We start from the raw sequence: 15682 nt of genomic DNA, 5'->3' as shown, positions 1-15682 counted from the left end.
ACAATGAAACGAATTTTCCTGCCACTCCTTATATTGAGTGTGTTTGCCGCTTCGATGTCGGCACAGCGTGGTAACAATACGGATGCCCGCAAGCTTCAGTTGGCCTTGTATGCCATTTCCAATTTATATGTAGATTCTACAAGCGAGACGAAGTTGGTAGAAGATGCGATTGTCGGCATGCTGGAGAAGCTGGACCCTCACTCTACATATACGGACCCGGAAGAAACAAAAGAGATGACAGAGCCGTTGCAGGGGAACTTCGACGGGATCGGCATCCAATTCAATATGCTGACGGATACATTATATGTCATCCAGGTAATTCCCGGCGGGCCTTCGGAGAAGGTAGGTCTGATGGCTGGCGACCGTATTATCATGGTAGACGATACGCTGATTGCAGGCGTCAAGATGAAAAATACCGATGTGATGAAGCGTCTTCGCGGCCCGAAGAATACGGAAGTACGGGTAAAGGTGTTGCGCAATAAGGTCCCGGACCTGATCGAGTTCAAGATCACACGCGGGAAAATTCCGGTGTACAGCCTCGATGCCGCTTATATGGCGGATAAAACGACCGGATATATCAAGCTGAACCGCTTCGCCGCTTCATCGGCCGACGAATTCCGGGAAGCATTGGAGAAACTGAAGAAACAGGGCATGAAGAACCTGATCCTCGATTTGCAGGGAAATGGCGGGGGATATCTGAATATCGCGATCGACCTGGCCGACGAGTTTTTAGGCAAAGACAAGCTGATCGTGTACACCGAAGGGAACAAGCAGCCGCGCGAAGAAGCCAAATCTTCGGCTCGCGGAGGCTTTGAAGAGGGACGTTTGGTCGTATTAGTAGACGAAACATCCGCATCCGCCAGTGAAATCCTTTCCGGTGCGGTACAGGATTGGGACCGCGGCGTCGTCGTAGGTCGCCGTACGTTCGGAAAAGGGCTGGTACAGAAACCGATCCCGATGCCCGACGGCTCGATGATCCGCCTGACGGTTGCCCGCTATTACACCCCGACAGGCCGTTCTATCCAGAAGCCGTATGTAAACGGTAACCAGGAGCAATACAACCATGACCTGATCGACCGTTACAACCGGGGCGAACTGATGAGCGCGGACAGCATCCATTTCCCCGACTCGATGAAGTACAATACGTTGGAAACAAAACGCATCGTCTATGGCGGCGGGGGCATCATGCCGGATGTATTTATTCCGGTCGACACGTCCCGCTACACGGATTATCACCGTAGTATCGTGGCAGCGAGCCTTGTGAACCGCATCGCCATGAATTATCTGGACCGCCATCGTGCCGAACTGAACAAGAAGTATCCGAAGTTCGCCCAATACAAGCAGAACTTCAACGTGACAGAGGATATGATGCAGGAGCTGGTCACATTGGCCAAAGACGACAAGATCGAATTCAACGAAGAACAATACAATCGTTCCAAGCCGCTCATCATGCTCCAGATCAAGGCGCTTATCGCACGCGACCTGTACGACATGGCCGAATACTTCCAAGTCATCAACGACGACAACGAAAGCTTCCAGGAAGCCTTGCGCCTCATCAACGACGAACAGCGGTACGAAAAAGAATTGGGACGATAAAAGTTGCATTATATAACAATTAACCTTATCTTTGTATAAACCGTGCCATTATGAAATACTATGAAGATGTAAAATATATGCAAGAGGCTAAAGACTTTCTTCGTTCTCTGGATAGTAAAGCAAGATTGAAAATTTTATACAACATATCCAAAGTACAATATATCAAAGATACTGAGCTATTCAAAAAGCTGGACGAAGATATATGGGAATTCAGAACCCTATATAACAAAACATATTATAGACTGCTTGCATTTTGGGATTCTACATCTGAAACAGTTATCGTTTGTACACATGGTTTCATTAAAAAGAGCGGCAAAACACCTCTTTTTGAATTGGAACATGCAAAAGAGTTAAGGAAAAAATATTTTGACAACAATGGAAAAGTTGACATCACATAGCGAATTATTAGACGAATTCATCGGGGAGAAAGGGACTCCCGAACGAGATAAGTTTGAAGCAGAATTGAGGGCTGAAATCATTGCCTCCAAGCTTAAAGAAATGCGCATTCGTAGAAATCTGACACAAGCCCAACTTGCAAAGCTGGTTGGCAAAGATAAAACACAAATTTCCAGGATTGAAAAGGGACGAAACCTAACAATCTCCACCATCGTTCAGTTAGTAGAAGCACTTGGTGGTAAAATTAACTTCGACATTCAATTTGCATAAAATGTACTGGACGCTTTTTCTGACATTCGTCAAAATAGGGACTTTCACTATCGGGGGTGGGTATGCGATGCTGCCCCTGATACAGCGGGAGGTGGTCGATAGAGGATGGCTTTCGAAAGAAGATTTCATCGACCTCTTCTCCGTAGCCCAGTCCTTGCCCGGCATCTTCGCCGTGAACATCTCTATTTTTGTAGGATATAAACTGAAAAAAGTGCCGGGTGGCGTCGTGTGCGCTTTGGGAAGCATCCTTCCTTCCTTTTTCATCATCTTAGCTATCGCACTGTTCTTCACGCAGGTACAGGACAACGTATGGGTAGAGAAAGCGTTCAAAGGATTGCGTCCGGCAGTCGTCGCCCTGATTGCCGTGCCTTGCCTGACAACGGCACGTTCGATCAAGATGAGTTACAAAGAACTGATTATCCCTATCGCTGCCGCACTACTGATCTGGCAGGGAGGAATGTCTCCCGTGTGGATCATTCTGGCAGCCATCATAGGAGGACTTGTTTACGGACTGAAAATAAAGAAAGACTGATATGATCTGGTTGCAATTATTCTATGTATATCTGAAAATCGGGATATTCGGTTTCGGTGGCGGCTACGCGATGCTCTCCCTGATACAGGCGGACGTGGTGGACCGCTACGGTTGGATCTCGTCGCAGGAATTTACGGATATCGTCGCCATTTCGCAGATGACACCCGGCCCGATCGGGATCAACAGCGCTACCTATATCGGATATACAGCCATCCACAATGCCGGCTATTCGCCCGCGATAGCCATATTAGGCTCCTGCCTGACGACATTTGCCGTCTGCCTGCCCTCTTTCCTGTTAGTGCTGGCCATCTCATACGCCTTTGCCAAATTCAGGAACAACAAATATGTAGCGGCCGCTTTCTACGGCCTTCGTCCGGCTACGGTCGGCCTGATTGCGGCGGCGGCTTTGCTATTGATGAATAGCGAGAACTTCATCGACTATAAAAGTTTCCTGATCTTCGGGGCTGCGTTCATCCTCACCTGGAAGTTCAAGATCAACCCGATCCTGATGATTATCCTGGCAGGAATCGCCGGGATGGTTCTCTATTGGTAAATCTCACTGCAAAAGTCAGGACTTTCACAATCAATATTCAGGGCTTTCTATAAATAAACACCCTTATTTCAAGTCAGGCTTTCATCGATAGAAAGTCCTCCTTTGTCGAGGAAACGCTCCTCTTTTTCTAATCTGATTGTATAGGCTTTCATCCTGTTGTAGTTTTGCTTTCGTAAAAAGGTAAAAAGATTGTCAGGTTACAAAACGAAAGCATCATGAAACAGATTTCTTCCATACTCCTCTCCTGCCTGCTTCTCCTGCCCGCCGGGATGAAAGCGGAGGAAGACGCACCCAAGCAATGGACGCTTCGCGATTGCATCGATTATGCACTGGAGCATAACATCACCATCCAGCGGAACCGTATCAGCGCCGAGAGTGCCCAAGAAGACGTAAAGACAGCCAAGGCGGATTTCCTGCCCTCCCTGAGCGGGAACATCAGCCAGCGCGTCGTCAACCGTCCGAACAGTGCAAGCGGCACCATCATCAGCGGCGATAACATCACGACAAGCGAAAGCAAGACCTCGTACAACGGCAGTTACGGCATCGACGCCAACTGGACCGTGTACAACGGCAGCAAGCGGGTGAACACCGTCAAGCAGCAGAAGCTGAACAACCGCATCGCCGAACTGAACGTGGACGAAAGCGAAAACTCCATCGAGGAAAGCATCACCCAACTATATGTGCAGATCCTCTATTCGGCCGAAGCCGTCAAAGTAAACGAATCGACACTTGAAGTAAGCCGGAAAGAGTTTGAACGGGGACAGGAATTGTTCAACGTCGGCAGCATCGCCTCAAGCGACCTCGCCCAACTGGAAGCGCAGGTAAGCAGCGACAACTACCAGCTGGTGACTTCCCGGGCGACCCTTCAGGACTATAAGTTGCAACTGAAACAGCTTCTCGAACTGGACGGGGACATCGAAATGGACCTCTACCTGCCGCAACTGAGCGACAGCAACGTCCTGATCCCGCTTCCCACGAAAGACGAGGTCTACAACACCGCCCTCGGCTTGCGCCCCGAAATAGAGGCGGGCAAGCTGAATGTGGAAACTTCGGATCTGGGCATCAAGATGGCACGCGCAGGCTACCTCCCGACTCTAAGCCTCAGCGCAGGTATCGGAAGCACGAATGCCAACGGCAACGACTTCAGCTTCAGCGAACAGGTCAAGCGGAACTGGAACAACTCATTGGGACTGACCCTCAGCATCCCGATCTTCGACAAACGGCAGACGAAAAGTTCCATCAACAAGGCCAAGCTGCAAAAGCAGACCAGCCAACTGGACCTGCTGGACAACCAAAAGACACTCTATAAAACGATCGAAAGCCTCTGGCTGGCTGCCAACAGCGCACAACAGCAATATGTGGCTGCCGCCCAGAAGCTAAAGAGTACCGAAACAAGTTACTCCCTCGTCAGCGAACAGTTCAACGTAGGTATGAAAAACACGGTCGAACTGCTTACAGAGAAAAACAACCTCCTCAGCGCACAACAGGAAACGCTCCAGGCCAAATACACGGCCATACTGAACGCAGGCTTGTTGCGCTTCTATCAGGGAGAAGAGATCAATTTATTCTGAAACATGACATTAGGGGTGAACCGCTAATGAATATATTCACTCTCTTTTTGTTTCGGTCCCTGCTCCGGTTCACTCCGGCAGGGACCCCACAAAAGGAACCGCTATCAAAGAAGAAATAAAAACAGATAAAGATATATGAACAAGAAGAAACTAATCATCGGTATAGTAGGCGTACTGGCCGTAGCCGGCGGCATCTGGCTCTTCACAGGCAAAACGTCGAAAGGCGGCATCCGGCTCGAAACCGCCAAAGTGGGACGCAGTTCCATCTCGAACACGGTAACGGCAACCGGAACAGTCGAACCGGTAACGGAAGTAGAAGTCGGTACGCAGGTGTCCGGCATCATCGACAAGTTGTACGCCGACTACAACGATGTGGTCAAAGCAGGGCAGCTGATTGCCGAAATGGACAAGGTCAACCTAAAAGCCGAACTCGCCTCCGCCGAAGCACAGTTAGCAAGCAGCAAGAGCGAATACGAATACCAGCAGAAGAACTACGCCCGCAACAAGATCCTCTTCGAAAAGAAGCTGATCAGCGATGCGGACTACGAGACGTCCACTTACAACTACGAGAAGGCAAAAGCCGCCTACGAACAGAACCAGGCGGCAATGGTCAAGGTGAAACGCAACCTCGAATATGCGACGATCACCAGCCCGATCGACGGCGTCGTGATCAACCGCGCCGTTGAAGAAGGGCAGACAGTGGCCGCCGGCTTCGAGACCCCGACCCTGTTCACCATCGCGGCCGACCTGACCAAGATGCAGGTGATCGCCGATGTGGACGAAGCCGATATAGGCAACGTGGAAAACGGGCAACGTGTCTCCTTCACCGTCGATGCCTACCCGAACGACATTTTCGAAGGCACGGTCATGCAGATCCGCCTCGGCGACAGCGAAAGCAGCAGTTCCACTTCTGCCTCGACCTCGACGGTCGTCACCTACGAAGTCGTGATATCGGCCGACAATCCCGACCTGAAGCTGAAACCGCGCCTGACAGCCAACGTGACGATCTTCACGCTGGAACGCGACAACGTACTGACGGTCCCGACCAAGTCGCTCCGTTTCGTGCCGGATGCCGGGATGTTGACACAGCTGGGTTACATCGTCTCCGAAGCCGGTGCGGAAGCCCCTGCCGGGAAACGTCTCGTATGGATCAAGAACGGACAGGAACTGAAGCCGAAAGCCGTCACCGTCGGTTCCACCAGCGGAAACATGATCGAGATCACCGACGGCCTGAACGAAGGTGAAGAGCTGGCAGTCGATTTCGAAGCCGCCTCCATTGCCCCGGCAGCCGAAGCCGAGACGGAAAGAAGCCCGTTCATGCCAGGCCCTCCGGGAAACAATAAGAACAAGAAGAGTGCCAAGTAGGGGCAGGCTTACCTGCCCTCCAAACAAGGAGTACAACAATATGAAAGAGATAATCAAATTAGAAAACATCAAGCGTGACTTCAAGGTCGGAGACGAAACGGTCCATGCCTTGCGTGGCGTCTCCTTCACGATCTACGAAGGCGAGTTTGTCACCATCATGGGGACATCCGGCTCCGGAAAGAGCACCCTGCTCAACACGTTGGGTTGCCTCGACACACCGACCGGCGGGGAATATTACCTCGACGGTACATCGGTCCGCACGATGGGCAAGAACGCCCGCGCCACCCTGCGCAACCGCAAGATCGGATTCGTCTTTCAGAGCTACAACCTGCTCCCCAAGACCACTGCGGTCGAGAATGTGGAGCTTCCCCTGATGTACAATCCGAACTATAGCGCCTCCGCCCGCCACCGGAAAGCAGTCGAATCGCTGGTTGCCGTAGGCTTGGGCGACCGCCTGATGCATAAGAGCAACCAGATGTCCGGCGGACAGATGCAACGCGTCGCCATCGCCCGGGCACTGGTAAACGACCCCGCCGTCATCCTCGCCGATGAAGCGACCGGAAACCTCGATACCCGTACCTCCTTCGAGATACTGGTGCTTTTCCAGAAACTGCATGCCGAGGGACGTACCATCATATTCGTGACCCACAACCCGGAGATCGCCCAATACAGCAGCCGCAACATCACGCTGCGCGACGGGCATGTCACCTCCGACACGGTCAACCGGAATATCCTGAACGCGGCGGAAGCTTTGGCGCGGCTGCCGAAGAACGATGATTGATCTTGCCACCCTTCCGTGGGTGCCCCTTTATGCGAATACCGGAATCATCCGATACAAGCGGAAGGAGGCAAAGGTGTTTAGAGAGTAACTTATAAAACAACAAAAACAATGAACGGAACAAACCTAATAAAAATAGCCGTCCGGGCCCTCGCCAACAACAAGCTGCGCGGCTTCCTCACGATGCTGGGCATCATCATCGGCGTGGCCTCCGTGATCACGATGCTTGCCATCGGACAAGGCTCGAAGCGAAGCATACAGGCACAGATCAGCGAGATGGGTTCCAACATGATCATGATACACCCGGGCGCCGACGTGCGTGGCGGTGTCCGGCAGGATGCCTCCGCGATGGAAACCCTGAAACTACAGGATTACGAAGACATGGTGGACGAAACACGCTTTGTCTCGGCCGTCTCCCCCTCGGTCAACAGTAGCGGACAGGCGATCTACGGCGCCAACAACGCCCCGACCACGGTCTACGGCATCAGTCCCGACTACCTGGAGATACGGCGCTACAAAGTCGGAGACGGTGACATGTTCACCGAACAGGACATCCAGACGGCCGCCAAAGTATGCGTGGTCGGCAAGACCGTCGTCAACAACCTCTTCCCCGACGGCAGCAACCCGGTAGGCAAGGTCATACGTTTTCAGAAACTGCCTTTCCGCATCGTAGGCGTGCTGGAAAGCAAAGGATACAACAGCATGGGAATGGACCAGGACGACCTAATCTTAGCTCCATACACAACTATTCAGAAAAAGGTCCTGGCCATCACCCATCTGCAAGGCATTACCTGTTCGGCCCTCAAGGAGGAATACACCGACCAGGCCATCGACGAGATTACCGAAATACTCCGCCGCAACCATAAGTTGAAGGAAAGTGACGATGATGATTTTACCATCCGTAGTCAGCAGGAGTTGAGCACGATGTTGACAAGCACTACGGATATGATGACCGTGCTGTTGGCGGCTGTGGCGGGTATTTCGCTCCTCGTAGGCGGTATAGGAATCATGAATATCATGTACGTCAGCGTGACGGAGCGTACACGCGAGATCGGCCTCCGTATGAGTATCGGGGCAAAAGGCATCGACATCCTGGCACAGTTCCTGATCGAGTCCATCCTGATCAGTGTGACAGGCGGTTTGATAGGTGTAGTCTTTGGAGTGGGCGCGGCCCTTGTCGTGAACGGGGTCGCCCACTTTCCGATCTACATCCAGCCCTGGAGCGTCGTCCTGTCGTTTGCCGTATGTACCGTCACCGGTGTATTCTTCGGATGGTATCCGGCCAAGAAGGCGGCACAGCTCGACCCGATAGAGGCGATACGTTACGAATAGCAGGCGGGAAGCATCGAGGGAAGAAGACGCTCTGCGTCGAGTATGCCTCATAGGTATGAGGCAACGTACCTCAAAGATATGAGGCAACTCACCTCATAGGTACGAGGCGATATACCTCATAGCTATGAGGCATGCTCGATGCAGAGCCTCTTCCATGACCGATGCCGCCTGGCGTTCGACAAAGAAGCAACACTTCTTCCATGCCCGATGTTTCTCTGATATATAATAAACAGTATCTTTGCATAAATGGAAACAACAGAGACAATGCACACATTACCGGCTCCCCCCTTCAAAGGCATGGGGAAGCTGATCCATATCGCAGCCTGGGCCATCCTCTTCGGGCTGCCGTTCTTCTTCACCGGACGCGAGTCGCAGACGGTGACGGTCCTGAGCTACGTCCGCTCCATGATCGTCCCGCTGTCATTCATGCTGGTGTTCTATGCCAACTATTTCGTGCTGATCGACCATTTCCTGTTCGCCAAGCGTCCCTGGAAGTTCTTGCTATGCAACGTCGTACTGATTGCTGCCTCGATGGGGGCCGTCCATCTGATGTTCGAACTGCTCCCGCATCCCGAATGGGAGCATCCGAGGCCGGAAAGGGAATGGCAGGAGACGGTCGGTTTCTTCATGGTGAACGCCATGCTGTATATGTTGGTGGCAGGGCTAAGCGTCGCCATCAAGATGACCGGAAGCTGGTACGAGATGGAATCATCGCGCCGGGAGTTGGAGAAAAGCCGTGCCGAAGCGGAATTGCAGAACCTGAAAAGCCAGTTGAACCCCCATTTCCTTTTCAACACGCTGAACAACATCTACAGCCTGATCGCTTTCAGCCCGGAGAAGGCGCAGGAGGCGGTGCACGACCTGAGCCGCCTGCTCCGCTACGTGCTCTACGACAGCAGCCAGCCGATGGTTCTGTTGGAGAAGGAACTCGATTTCATCCGGAACTATGTGGAACTGATGCGCATCCGCCTGCCGGAACATGTGAAACTCACGACCGACATATCGTCCGCCACATCTGAAGCCCAAGTAGCGCCTCTCCTTTTCATCTCCCTGATCGAGAATGCTTTCAAGCATGGGGTGAGCCACAACAAGCCCTCTTTTATCGACCTGAAGATTCACCAGGAAGGGACACGGATCGTCTGCTCCATCCGCAACAGCCACTTCCCGAAAGACAACGGACAGGACAAGAGCGGCTCCGGCATAGGACTGCAAAACCTCAGCCGGCGGTTAGAATTGCTGTATCCGTCACATCATATCTTCACGTACGGGCAAAAAGGGGATGAATATGTTTGCCTGTTAGAGTTGCAGGCATAAGGATTTATTGTATTTTTGTCCGGTACATCAATACAACAAATTATGACGTTAACATGTGCAATCATCGATGACGAACCACTGGCCATCAGTCTGCTGGAAAGCTATGTGGACAAGACTCCGTTCCTCCGCCTCACGGCAAAGTTCAACAGCGCCCTTGAGGCATTGCCCGTATTGAGCGCACAGCCGGTAGAGTTGCTTTTCCTCGATATCCAGATGCCGGAGCTGAGCGGCATGGAATTCTCACGGATACTGGAGGCGGACACCCGCATCATCTTTACGACGGCTTTCGAACAGTACGCCCTCGACAGCTACAAGGTGAACGCCCTCGACTATCTGCTGAAACCGATCAGTTACCCGGATTTCCTCAAGGCGGCCAACAAGGCATTGCAATGGTACGAGCATATGCAGGCGCCTGCGGCAGAGATCGATTCGATCTTCATCAAGACGGAATATAAACTCGTACAGGTCGAACTGCGCAAGATACTCTACATCGAAGGGCTGAAAGACTATGTCAAGATATTCGTCGAGGATGAACCGCATCCTATCCTTTCACTGATGAGCATGAAGTCGCTGGAGGAGATGCTGCCGGCAAGCCGCTTTATCCGCGTACACCGTTCCTTTATCGTACAGCCTGAAAAGATCAAGGTGATCGAACGGAACCGGATCGTGTTCGGAAAAGAATATATCCCGATCTCCGACAACTACAAGGCAAAGTTTACCGAGTTCTTGGCACAACGTTCACTCAATTTCAATTGACAATAGACAATTGTCCATTAAAAAAGTTGCAGCAGCAACTGTTCCAAAGCGCCCGTCATCCGGCTCATAGGACAAGAATAGTTATTCGAGAAAACAGCTACCGCATACGTCTTTCCATCTTTCGTGATATAGCCGGCATAGCTCCTGACACCCGTTATGCCGCCGCTTTTCAGGCGGGCTTTTCCCTGCAACTTCGATCCTTTCAGGAAATTGCGCACCGATCCCTCTATCCCGGCTTGCGGCAAAGAGGCAATGAAGGCATCCGAAACGACGGATTCCGTCGCCATATAGACCAACAGCTCTCCCATAAATCCGGCCGACACCTTATCTGCCGGAGCAAGGCCGCTGCCATCGTTCATCCGGAGCGGAAAGACATCCAGCCCCTTCTTCTTCCAATATTCTTTCACGACCTGCACGCCACGGCCGAACGAAGAGATCACCTCGTTCTTGCGCGGTTTGTATTGCAACCCGACCGTTTTGACCAAAGCATCCGCATAGAGGTTATGGCTGACATGGTTACATACGCTTGCTATCTCCCGCAGGGTGGGCGAATAGGTCGTAACAACCTCTTTCCTCTCTCCCTTCTTCCACCGGTTTTCCTCCGCCTCGATACGGTAACAGGAAGGAGGGCCATCCACCCGGATTCCCTTCCGCTGAAGCTGGTCCGTCAGATAGCGAGCCAAATACAAGGCAGGATCGGGAATATCTCCTTTCAAGACATACGCCTCCCGGTTAGCAGGCAGGACACCATACAGGTAGCGCACATCATCGAGCGGAGCACCGATAATATAGGCGCTGTCCGAAGAAACCGGAGCGGCCTTCAGATAGTTTTTAAACCGGATAAAGGGGATATCCGGTTCCGTGCCCCTCAAGGTTGGCCGCGTCCCGGCAGCCCCCGTTTGCAACGATAACTTATACATATTGTCGAAGATGGAAAGGCCGTAACTTCCTGAAGCGTAATAATTCCCCATATCTTCCCGGAGCCATTTAACGGAGGCGCCTTCCGTATCGAAAATACTCTCGTCGGATATTACAGAACCGGTTATATGCCGGATGCCGGCCTTCTGCAAAGCGGCTATCCAGGTAGCCAGGAACTTGTTCTGCCCCGGAGCGAAATGCGAAGAGCCCAGGGAGGGATCGCCACTGCCTTTTACATAGAGGTTCCCCTTCAACGTGCCGTTTTCCAGTATCCCGTCATATTCCAACGTGGTCGGGTAGCGGTAGTCTTCTCCCAATATCTCAAGCGCTGTCGCCGTGGCGACCGTCTTCAATACCGAGGCGGGAGACTGCAAACGATCCGTATCATAACTGTAGACCGTTCTCCCATCCTGCACATCTTTCACAATCAAGGAGAAAGAGGCTCCCCGCATATAAGGAGCCTGCAATAGGCGTTTAATGGAAGCGGGAGTCTGGGCATCCGCCATCAGTTGGAAGCAAATCAACAGGCAAAGCGGCACTATTTTGTTTCGTATCATCTTTTCTATTCAACTTTTTTTATCTTTGCCATAAAGGCGAAGATAAGTCGGTTTGCATTATCTTTGTCCACAAAGATATGAATTTAATATGAACCCATTGTTTGATAAACCATTCACATTCGACAGGGTGGCACGTATTCTGTTCGGCCTGGCTGTTATCAGCGGCATCATCTATCTGATCGCCGTCCTTCGAAATGCTTTGTTACCTTTCCTGATTGCCTGGCTGCTGGCTTATATGATGCAACCGTTCGTCAAGTTCTTCCAGTATAAAGTCAAGCTGAAAAGTCGCTTGCTGTCTATCCTGGCCGTTCTCGTGTCCATCCTTCTGGTGATCTCGCTGGTGGGTGTCGTAATCGTCCCCTCCGTCACCCAGGAGTTCAACCGGACCTTGGAGTTGATGCAGGAACATAACAGCGGCTACGGGCATATCCCGATGATTCCCCAGTCATGGGCGGAATACCTGGAAAAGAATATCGACCCGGATCAGTTGGCACAGCTTCTGAGCAAGGAAAACATAGAAAAGGCGGTCAAACAGATCGCTCCTAAAATGTGGATAGTCCTGACCAACACCTTCTCTATCCTTTTCAGCATTACGATCGTGTTCGTCATCTTACTCTATTTCATCTTTATCCTGTTGGATTACGAACGGATTGCCAACGGTTGGATCCGCCTGATCCCCGAACGTTACCGTCCCTTTGTGCAAGGATTGGCCGATGATGTCGAATACAGCATGAACCGCTATTTCCGCGGGCAGTCGTTGATTGCCTTATGTGTCGGTATCCTCCTCGCCATCGGATTCAAGATCGTCGGCTTCCCGCTGGCCGTCATCCTGGGACTATTCATCGGTGTCCTCAACCTTATCCCTTATATGCAAGCAATCGGCATTATCCCGATGATCTTGCTGAGTCTCCTCAAATCTGCGGAGACCGGAGAAAACTTTTGGCTGATCTTCGGAGCGGGAATTCTTGTCCTTTGCATCGTGCAGTGCATACAAGACTTGTATCTCACTCCCCGCATCATGGGAAAGGCAATGGGTCTGAATCCGGCTATCATCCTTCTTTCTTTATCCATTTGGGGCACTTTGTTAGGTTTTATCGGTCTAATCATCGCTCTCCCCCTGACCACTCTCTTTCTTTCTTATTATAAACGTTTTATACTTATGGAAGAAGACCAATCTCTCGTAGAGAAGCACGAGTTATCAAAAGTTCAAAAGAAAAAAACACCCCCAAAAGAATAAAAAACCCGCACCAGCTATTGCATATATAAAAAAAAGCCCTACCTTTGCACCCGCATTACAGAAGTAACGCACAGGATGATTCGCTAGCTCAGCAGGTAGAGCACATCCCTTTTAAGGATGGGGTCCTGGGTTCGAACCCCAGGCGGATCACTGAAAGACAAGTCAGAACAAGACTTAAAGAAGACAACTCCTACAATATCAAGGTATTGCAGGAGTTTTTTCTTTGTATAATGTCCGTGACCAAAGACACCAAAAGGTCACAAAAAGACATACTTTCATGACCAATTCGTGACCAATCCAATCTTTGGCAAAACAGGTCACAGAATGTCCAAAATTGGCTAACCGATGTCCATATTTGTCCGGTCTGCAAATATCTCATTTTCAATCAATCAAAGTAATTTTGTAACTAAAAAAATTGAGATTATGAGAAGTACTTTTAAGGTCTTGTTTTTCGTAAAACGAAATGCAGCAAAGAAAAACGGCAATGCACCGATTATCGCACGCATCACCATCGACCAAATCGTGGCACAATTCAACACCAAATTGGAAATAAACCCTATTAATTGGAGTGTCAGCGCAGGAAAGGCAGCAGGAAGAAGTGCGGAAGCGGTGAGTATCAATTCCATGTTAGACAGTATCCGCAGTTCCGTACACCAACATTACCACTCTTTATTAGAGATGGACGGTTATGTTGTTATACCTTTATCCGTTCTACAATAGCGAACAAGAGTTAAAAGAATTACGCTTGGATGAAGATTACATGCAAGATGATTTGAACAAAGATTTGTTGATGGACTATTGCGACAAATTCCAGAGTAAAGCTCTTTTCCACAGGGTAAAACTTCTTTTTAAGAGATACCAACTTTAGAATAGAAGATTTTTTATTCTGCGAACAAAATGATAAATTGCCATTTTTGTTTTGCACATAAAATAAAAATACGCTATCTTTGTACTGTTAGTAGAATAAAAACGGGAAGATATGGACAAGAATATTCTGAAAGCGGTTATAGCCGACAATCAACTGGAAGTCCCAAGATACAAGGTAATTCCTCGCGATTTCACTTTTGAGGAATTTGGGAACTACGTTTTTGTAGGTATCCGGCGAGCGGGAAAGTCTTACCTGCTATATCAACGGATGCAACAACTACTGGCGCAAGGTGTGCAGTGGGATGAAATACTTTATATCAATTTTGAAGATGAACGCCTTACAGGAATGAAAGCGGAGGATTTGAATCTGCTGTTAGAAGTTCATCTGGAAATGTACGGAAAGAAGCCTATCCTGTTTTTGGATGAGATACAAAACGTTTCCGGATGGGAAAAATTTGCCCGTCGAATGGCTGACACCAAACATCGGGTTTACATCACGGGAAGTAATGCCAAAATGTTAAGTCAGGATATCCAAACGACTTTAGGAGGGCGTTATATCCCAGTAGATGTTTATCCGTATTCTTTCAAAGAATTTTTGACAGCAAACAATGTTCCTGCAACTGCTAATCATCTCCTATCTACGGAAGGCAAAGCCGAAATATTACGAAAATTCAACGATTATTTCTACTTTGGTGGATTCCCGGAAGGAGCAGAGTTTTCTGCCAAACGGGATTACCTGACCAGTGTTTATCAGAAAATTCATTTGGGAGATATTGCAGCCCGTCATACAGTAGATAATACGTTCGCTTTGCGTATCATGTTCAAGAAACTGGCTGAAAGCGTAAAACAACCCTTATCGTTTACCCGCATAGCGAATATCGTATCTTCAACCGGAGCAAAGGTAGGAACACAGACCGTTATTAATTATATGGAATACGCCAAAGATGCTTGGCTTATCAATCCCGTGCAAAACATAGCAGGTAAATTGGTCGATAAGGAAACTTCACCGAAGTACTATTTCACGGATAACGGTATTCTCAACCTCTTTTTATTGGACGGAAACACTTCTTTGTTGGAGAACATGGTAGCCGTAAATCTATTGCGTAAATACGGGCGAAATGATGCCGTTTATTTCTATAATCAAAGCATTGAAGTAGACTTCTACATTCCTGATGATTACACAGCGATTCAGGTATGCTACAATCTCGACAATAGCGACGGCACGTTTGACAGGGAAGTAAAAGCTTTGCTAAAAATTACCGAAGTATTAGAATGCAAGAAACTGCTGATTATTACCCGTGATACGGAGCGGGTGGTAGAAATGAACGGTAAAACAATTGAAGTCGTTCCGGTATGGAAATGGCTGTTAAGTTTGTAATAACAAGAAAGAATTAATATATTTTCAACAACAATCGTGTTAAATCACGGGCAGAACGATGGGAAATAATCGTGTGCTAAATCGTGTGGATTTCCCGATGAAAGAAAAGATAAGTCGGTGATTGTCAATAGTGATATGTAGATAATAACTGAAAAGTACTCCACTTAGTAATTGAAAAGTATACCACTAAGTGCGTCTGATTAGACGGTTCAAATATAGTTATTTTTCATTGGATTTCAACATTTTTTGTGTTTCTTTCACA

Annotated in this window: 14 protein-coding genes, 1 tRNA gene and 1 pseudogene; 15 read left to right on the top strand and 1 reads right to left on the bottom strand. The window is 49.5% G+C overall.

What is annotated here, in order from left to right:
- Positions 1-3: 3 nt before the first annotated feature.
- The 11 genes from ACW6QF_RS08485 to ACW6QF_RS08435 all read left to right on the top strand — a co-directional run bounded on the left by ACW6QF_RS08485 (position 4) and on the right by ACW6QF_RS08435 (position 10463).
- On the top strand, positions 4-1596 hold the full coding sequence (locus ACW6QF_RS08485) for a S41 family peptidase (protein WP_456087481.1): 1593 nt from the start codon (positions 4-6) through the stop codon (positions 1594-1596).
- A gap of 50 nt (positions 1597-1646) precedes the next feature.
- Entirely contained in the window at positions 1647-1994 is a 348-nt protein-coding gene (locus tag ACW6QF_RS08480; protein WP_456087480.1) for a type II toxin-antitoxin system RelE/ParE family toxin, read from the top strand.
- Positions 1972-2262 carry a helix-turn-helix domain-containing protein gene (locus ACW6QF_RS08475; protein WP_456087479.1) on the top strand — a complete coding sequence of 97 codons (291 nt, stop codon included), beginning with the start codon at positions 1972-1974 and terminating at the stop codon, positions 2260-2262. The genes ACW6QF_RS08480 and ACW6QF_RS08475 overlap by 23 nt, the downstream gene beginning before the upstream one ends.
- A gap of 1 nt (position 2263) precedes the next feature.
- Entirely contained in the window at positions 2264-2794 is a 531-nt protein-coding gene (locus ACW6QF_RS08470; protein ID WP_456087478.1) for a chromate transporter, read from the top strand.
- Between the two features lies 1 nt (position 2795).
- Entirely contained in the window at positions 2796-3347 is a 552-nt protein-coding gene (locus ACW6QF_RS08465; protein ID WP_456087477.1) for a chromate transporter, read from the top strand.
- Between the two features lie 215 nt (positions 3348-3562).
- Positions 3563-4918, top strand: coding sequence for a TolC family protein (locus ACW6QF_RS08460; RefSeq protein ID WP_456087476.1), 1356 nt, complete (start codon positions 3563-3565; stop codon positions 4916-4918).
- Between the two features lie 135 nt (positions 4919-5053).
- Positions 5054-6283 (top strand): efflux RND transporter periplasmic adaptor subunit, encoded by a 1230-nt coding sequence (locus tag ACW6QF_RS08455; protein ID WP_456087475.1) that lies wholly within the window; start codon positions 5054-5056, stop codon positions 6281-6283.
- Between the two features lie 40 nt (positions 6284-6323).
- Positions 6324-7064: an ABC transporter ATP-binding protein gene (locus tag ACW6QF_RS08450; RefSeq protein WP_456087474.1), complete on the top strand. Its 741-nt coding sequence runs from the start codon at positions 6324-6326 to the stop codon at positions 7062-7064.
- A gap of 108 nt (positions 7065-7172) precedes the next feature.
- A complete protein-coding gene (locus tag ACW6QF_RS08445; protein ID WP_456087473.1) occupies positions 7173-8393 on the top strand; it encodes an ABC transporter permease in 1221 nt (406 codons plus the stop codon).
- Positions 8394-8639: 246 nt separating this feature from the next.
- Positions 8640-9707, top strand: a complete 1068-nt coding sequence (locus ACW6QF_RS08440; RefSeq protein WP_456087472.1) for a sensor histidine kinase — start codon at positions 8640-8642, stop codon at positions 9705-9707.
- Positions 9708-9749: 42 nt separating this feature from the next.
- Positions 9750-10463: a LytR/AlgR family response regulator transcription factor gene (locus tag ACW6QF_RS08435; RefSeq protein ID WP_456087471.1), complete on the top strand. Its 714-nt coding sequence runs from the start codon at positions 9750-9752 to the stop codon at positions 10461-10463.
- Between the two features lie 17 nt (positions 10464-10480).
- Here ACW6QF_RS08435 and dacB read toward each other — a convergent pair whose 3' ends face one another.
- On the bottom strand, positions 10481-11938 hold the full coding sequence (gene dacB, locus ACW6QF_RS08430) for a D-alanyl-D-alanine carboxypeptidase/D-alanyl-D-alanine endopeptidase (RefSeq protein ID WP_456087470.1): 1458 nt from the start codon (positions 11936-11938) through the stop codon (positions 10481-10483).
- A gap of 88 nt (positions 11939-12026) precedes the next feature.
- Here dacB and ACW6QF_RS08425 point away from each other — a divergent pair, with 88 nt between their 5' ends.
- From ACW6QF_RS08425 to ACW6QF_RS08410, 4 genes and pseudogenes are all read left to right on the top strand, one after another.
- Positions 12027-13175, top strand: a complete 1149-nt coding sequence (locus ACW6QF_RS08425) for an AI-2E family transporter (RefSeq protein ID WP_298553032.1) — start codon at positions 12027-12029, stop codon at positions 13173-13175.
- 77 nt (positions 13176-13252) lie between these two features.
- Positions 13253-13325: transfer RNA gene (locus ACW6QF_RS08420), tRNA-Lys, on the top strand.
- A gap of 273 nt (positions 13326-13598) precedes the next feature.
- Positions 13599-13880 (top strand): annotated as a pseudogene (locus tag ACW6QF_RS08415) (Arm DNA-binding domain-containing protein); the annotation flags it as partial.
- A gap of 274 nt (positions 13881-14154) precedes the next feature.
- The gene (locus tag ACW6QF_RS08410) at positions 14155-15420 is read left to right on the top strand and encodes an ATP-binding protein (RefSeq protein ID WP_456087469.1); all 1266 of its coding nucleotides are present in this window, start codon (positions 14155-14157) and stop codon (positions 15418-15420) included.
- Positions 15421-15682 lie beyond the last annotated feature (262 nt).

It is taken from the genome of Parabacteroides sp., from assembly GCF_977054455.1.
Note: the sequence above shows the minus strand (reverse complement) of the source record. Positions and strands in the feature narration are given on the sequence as shown.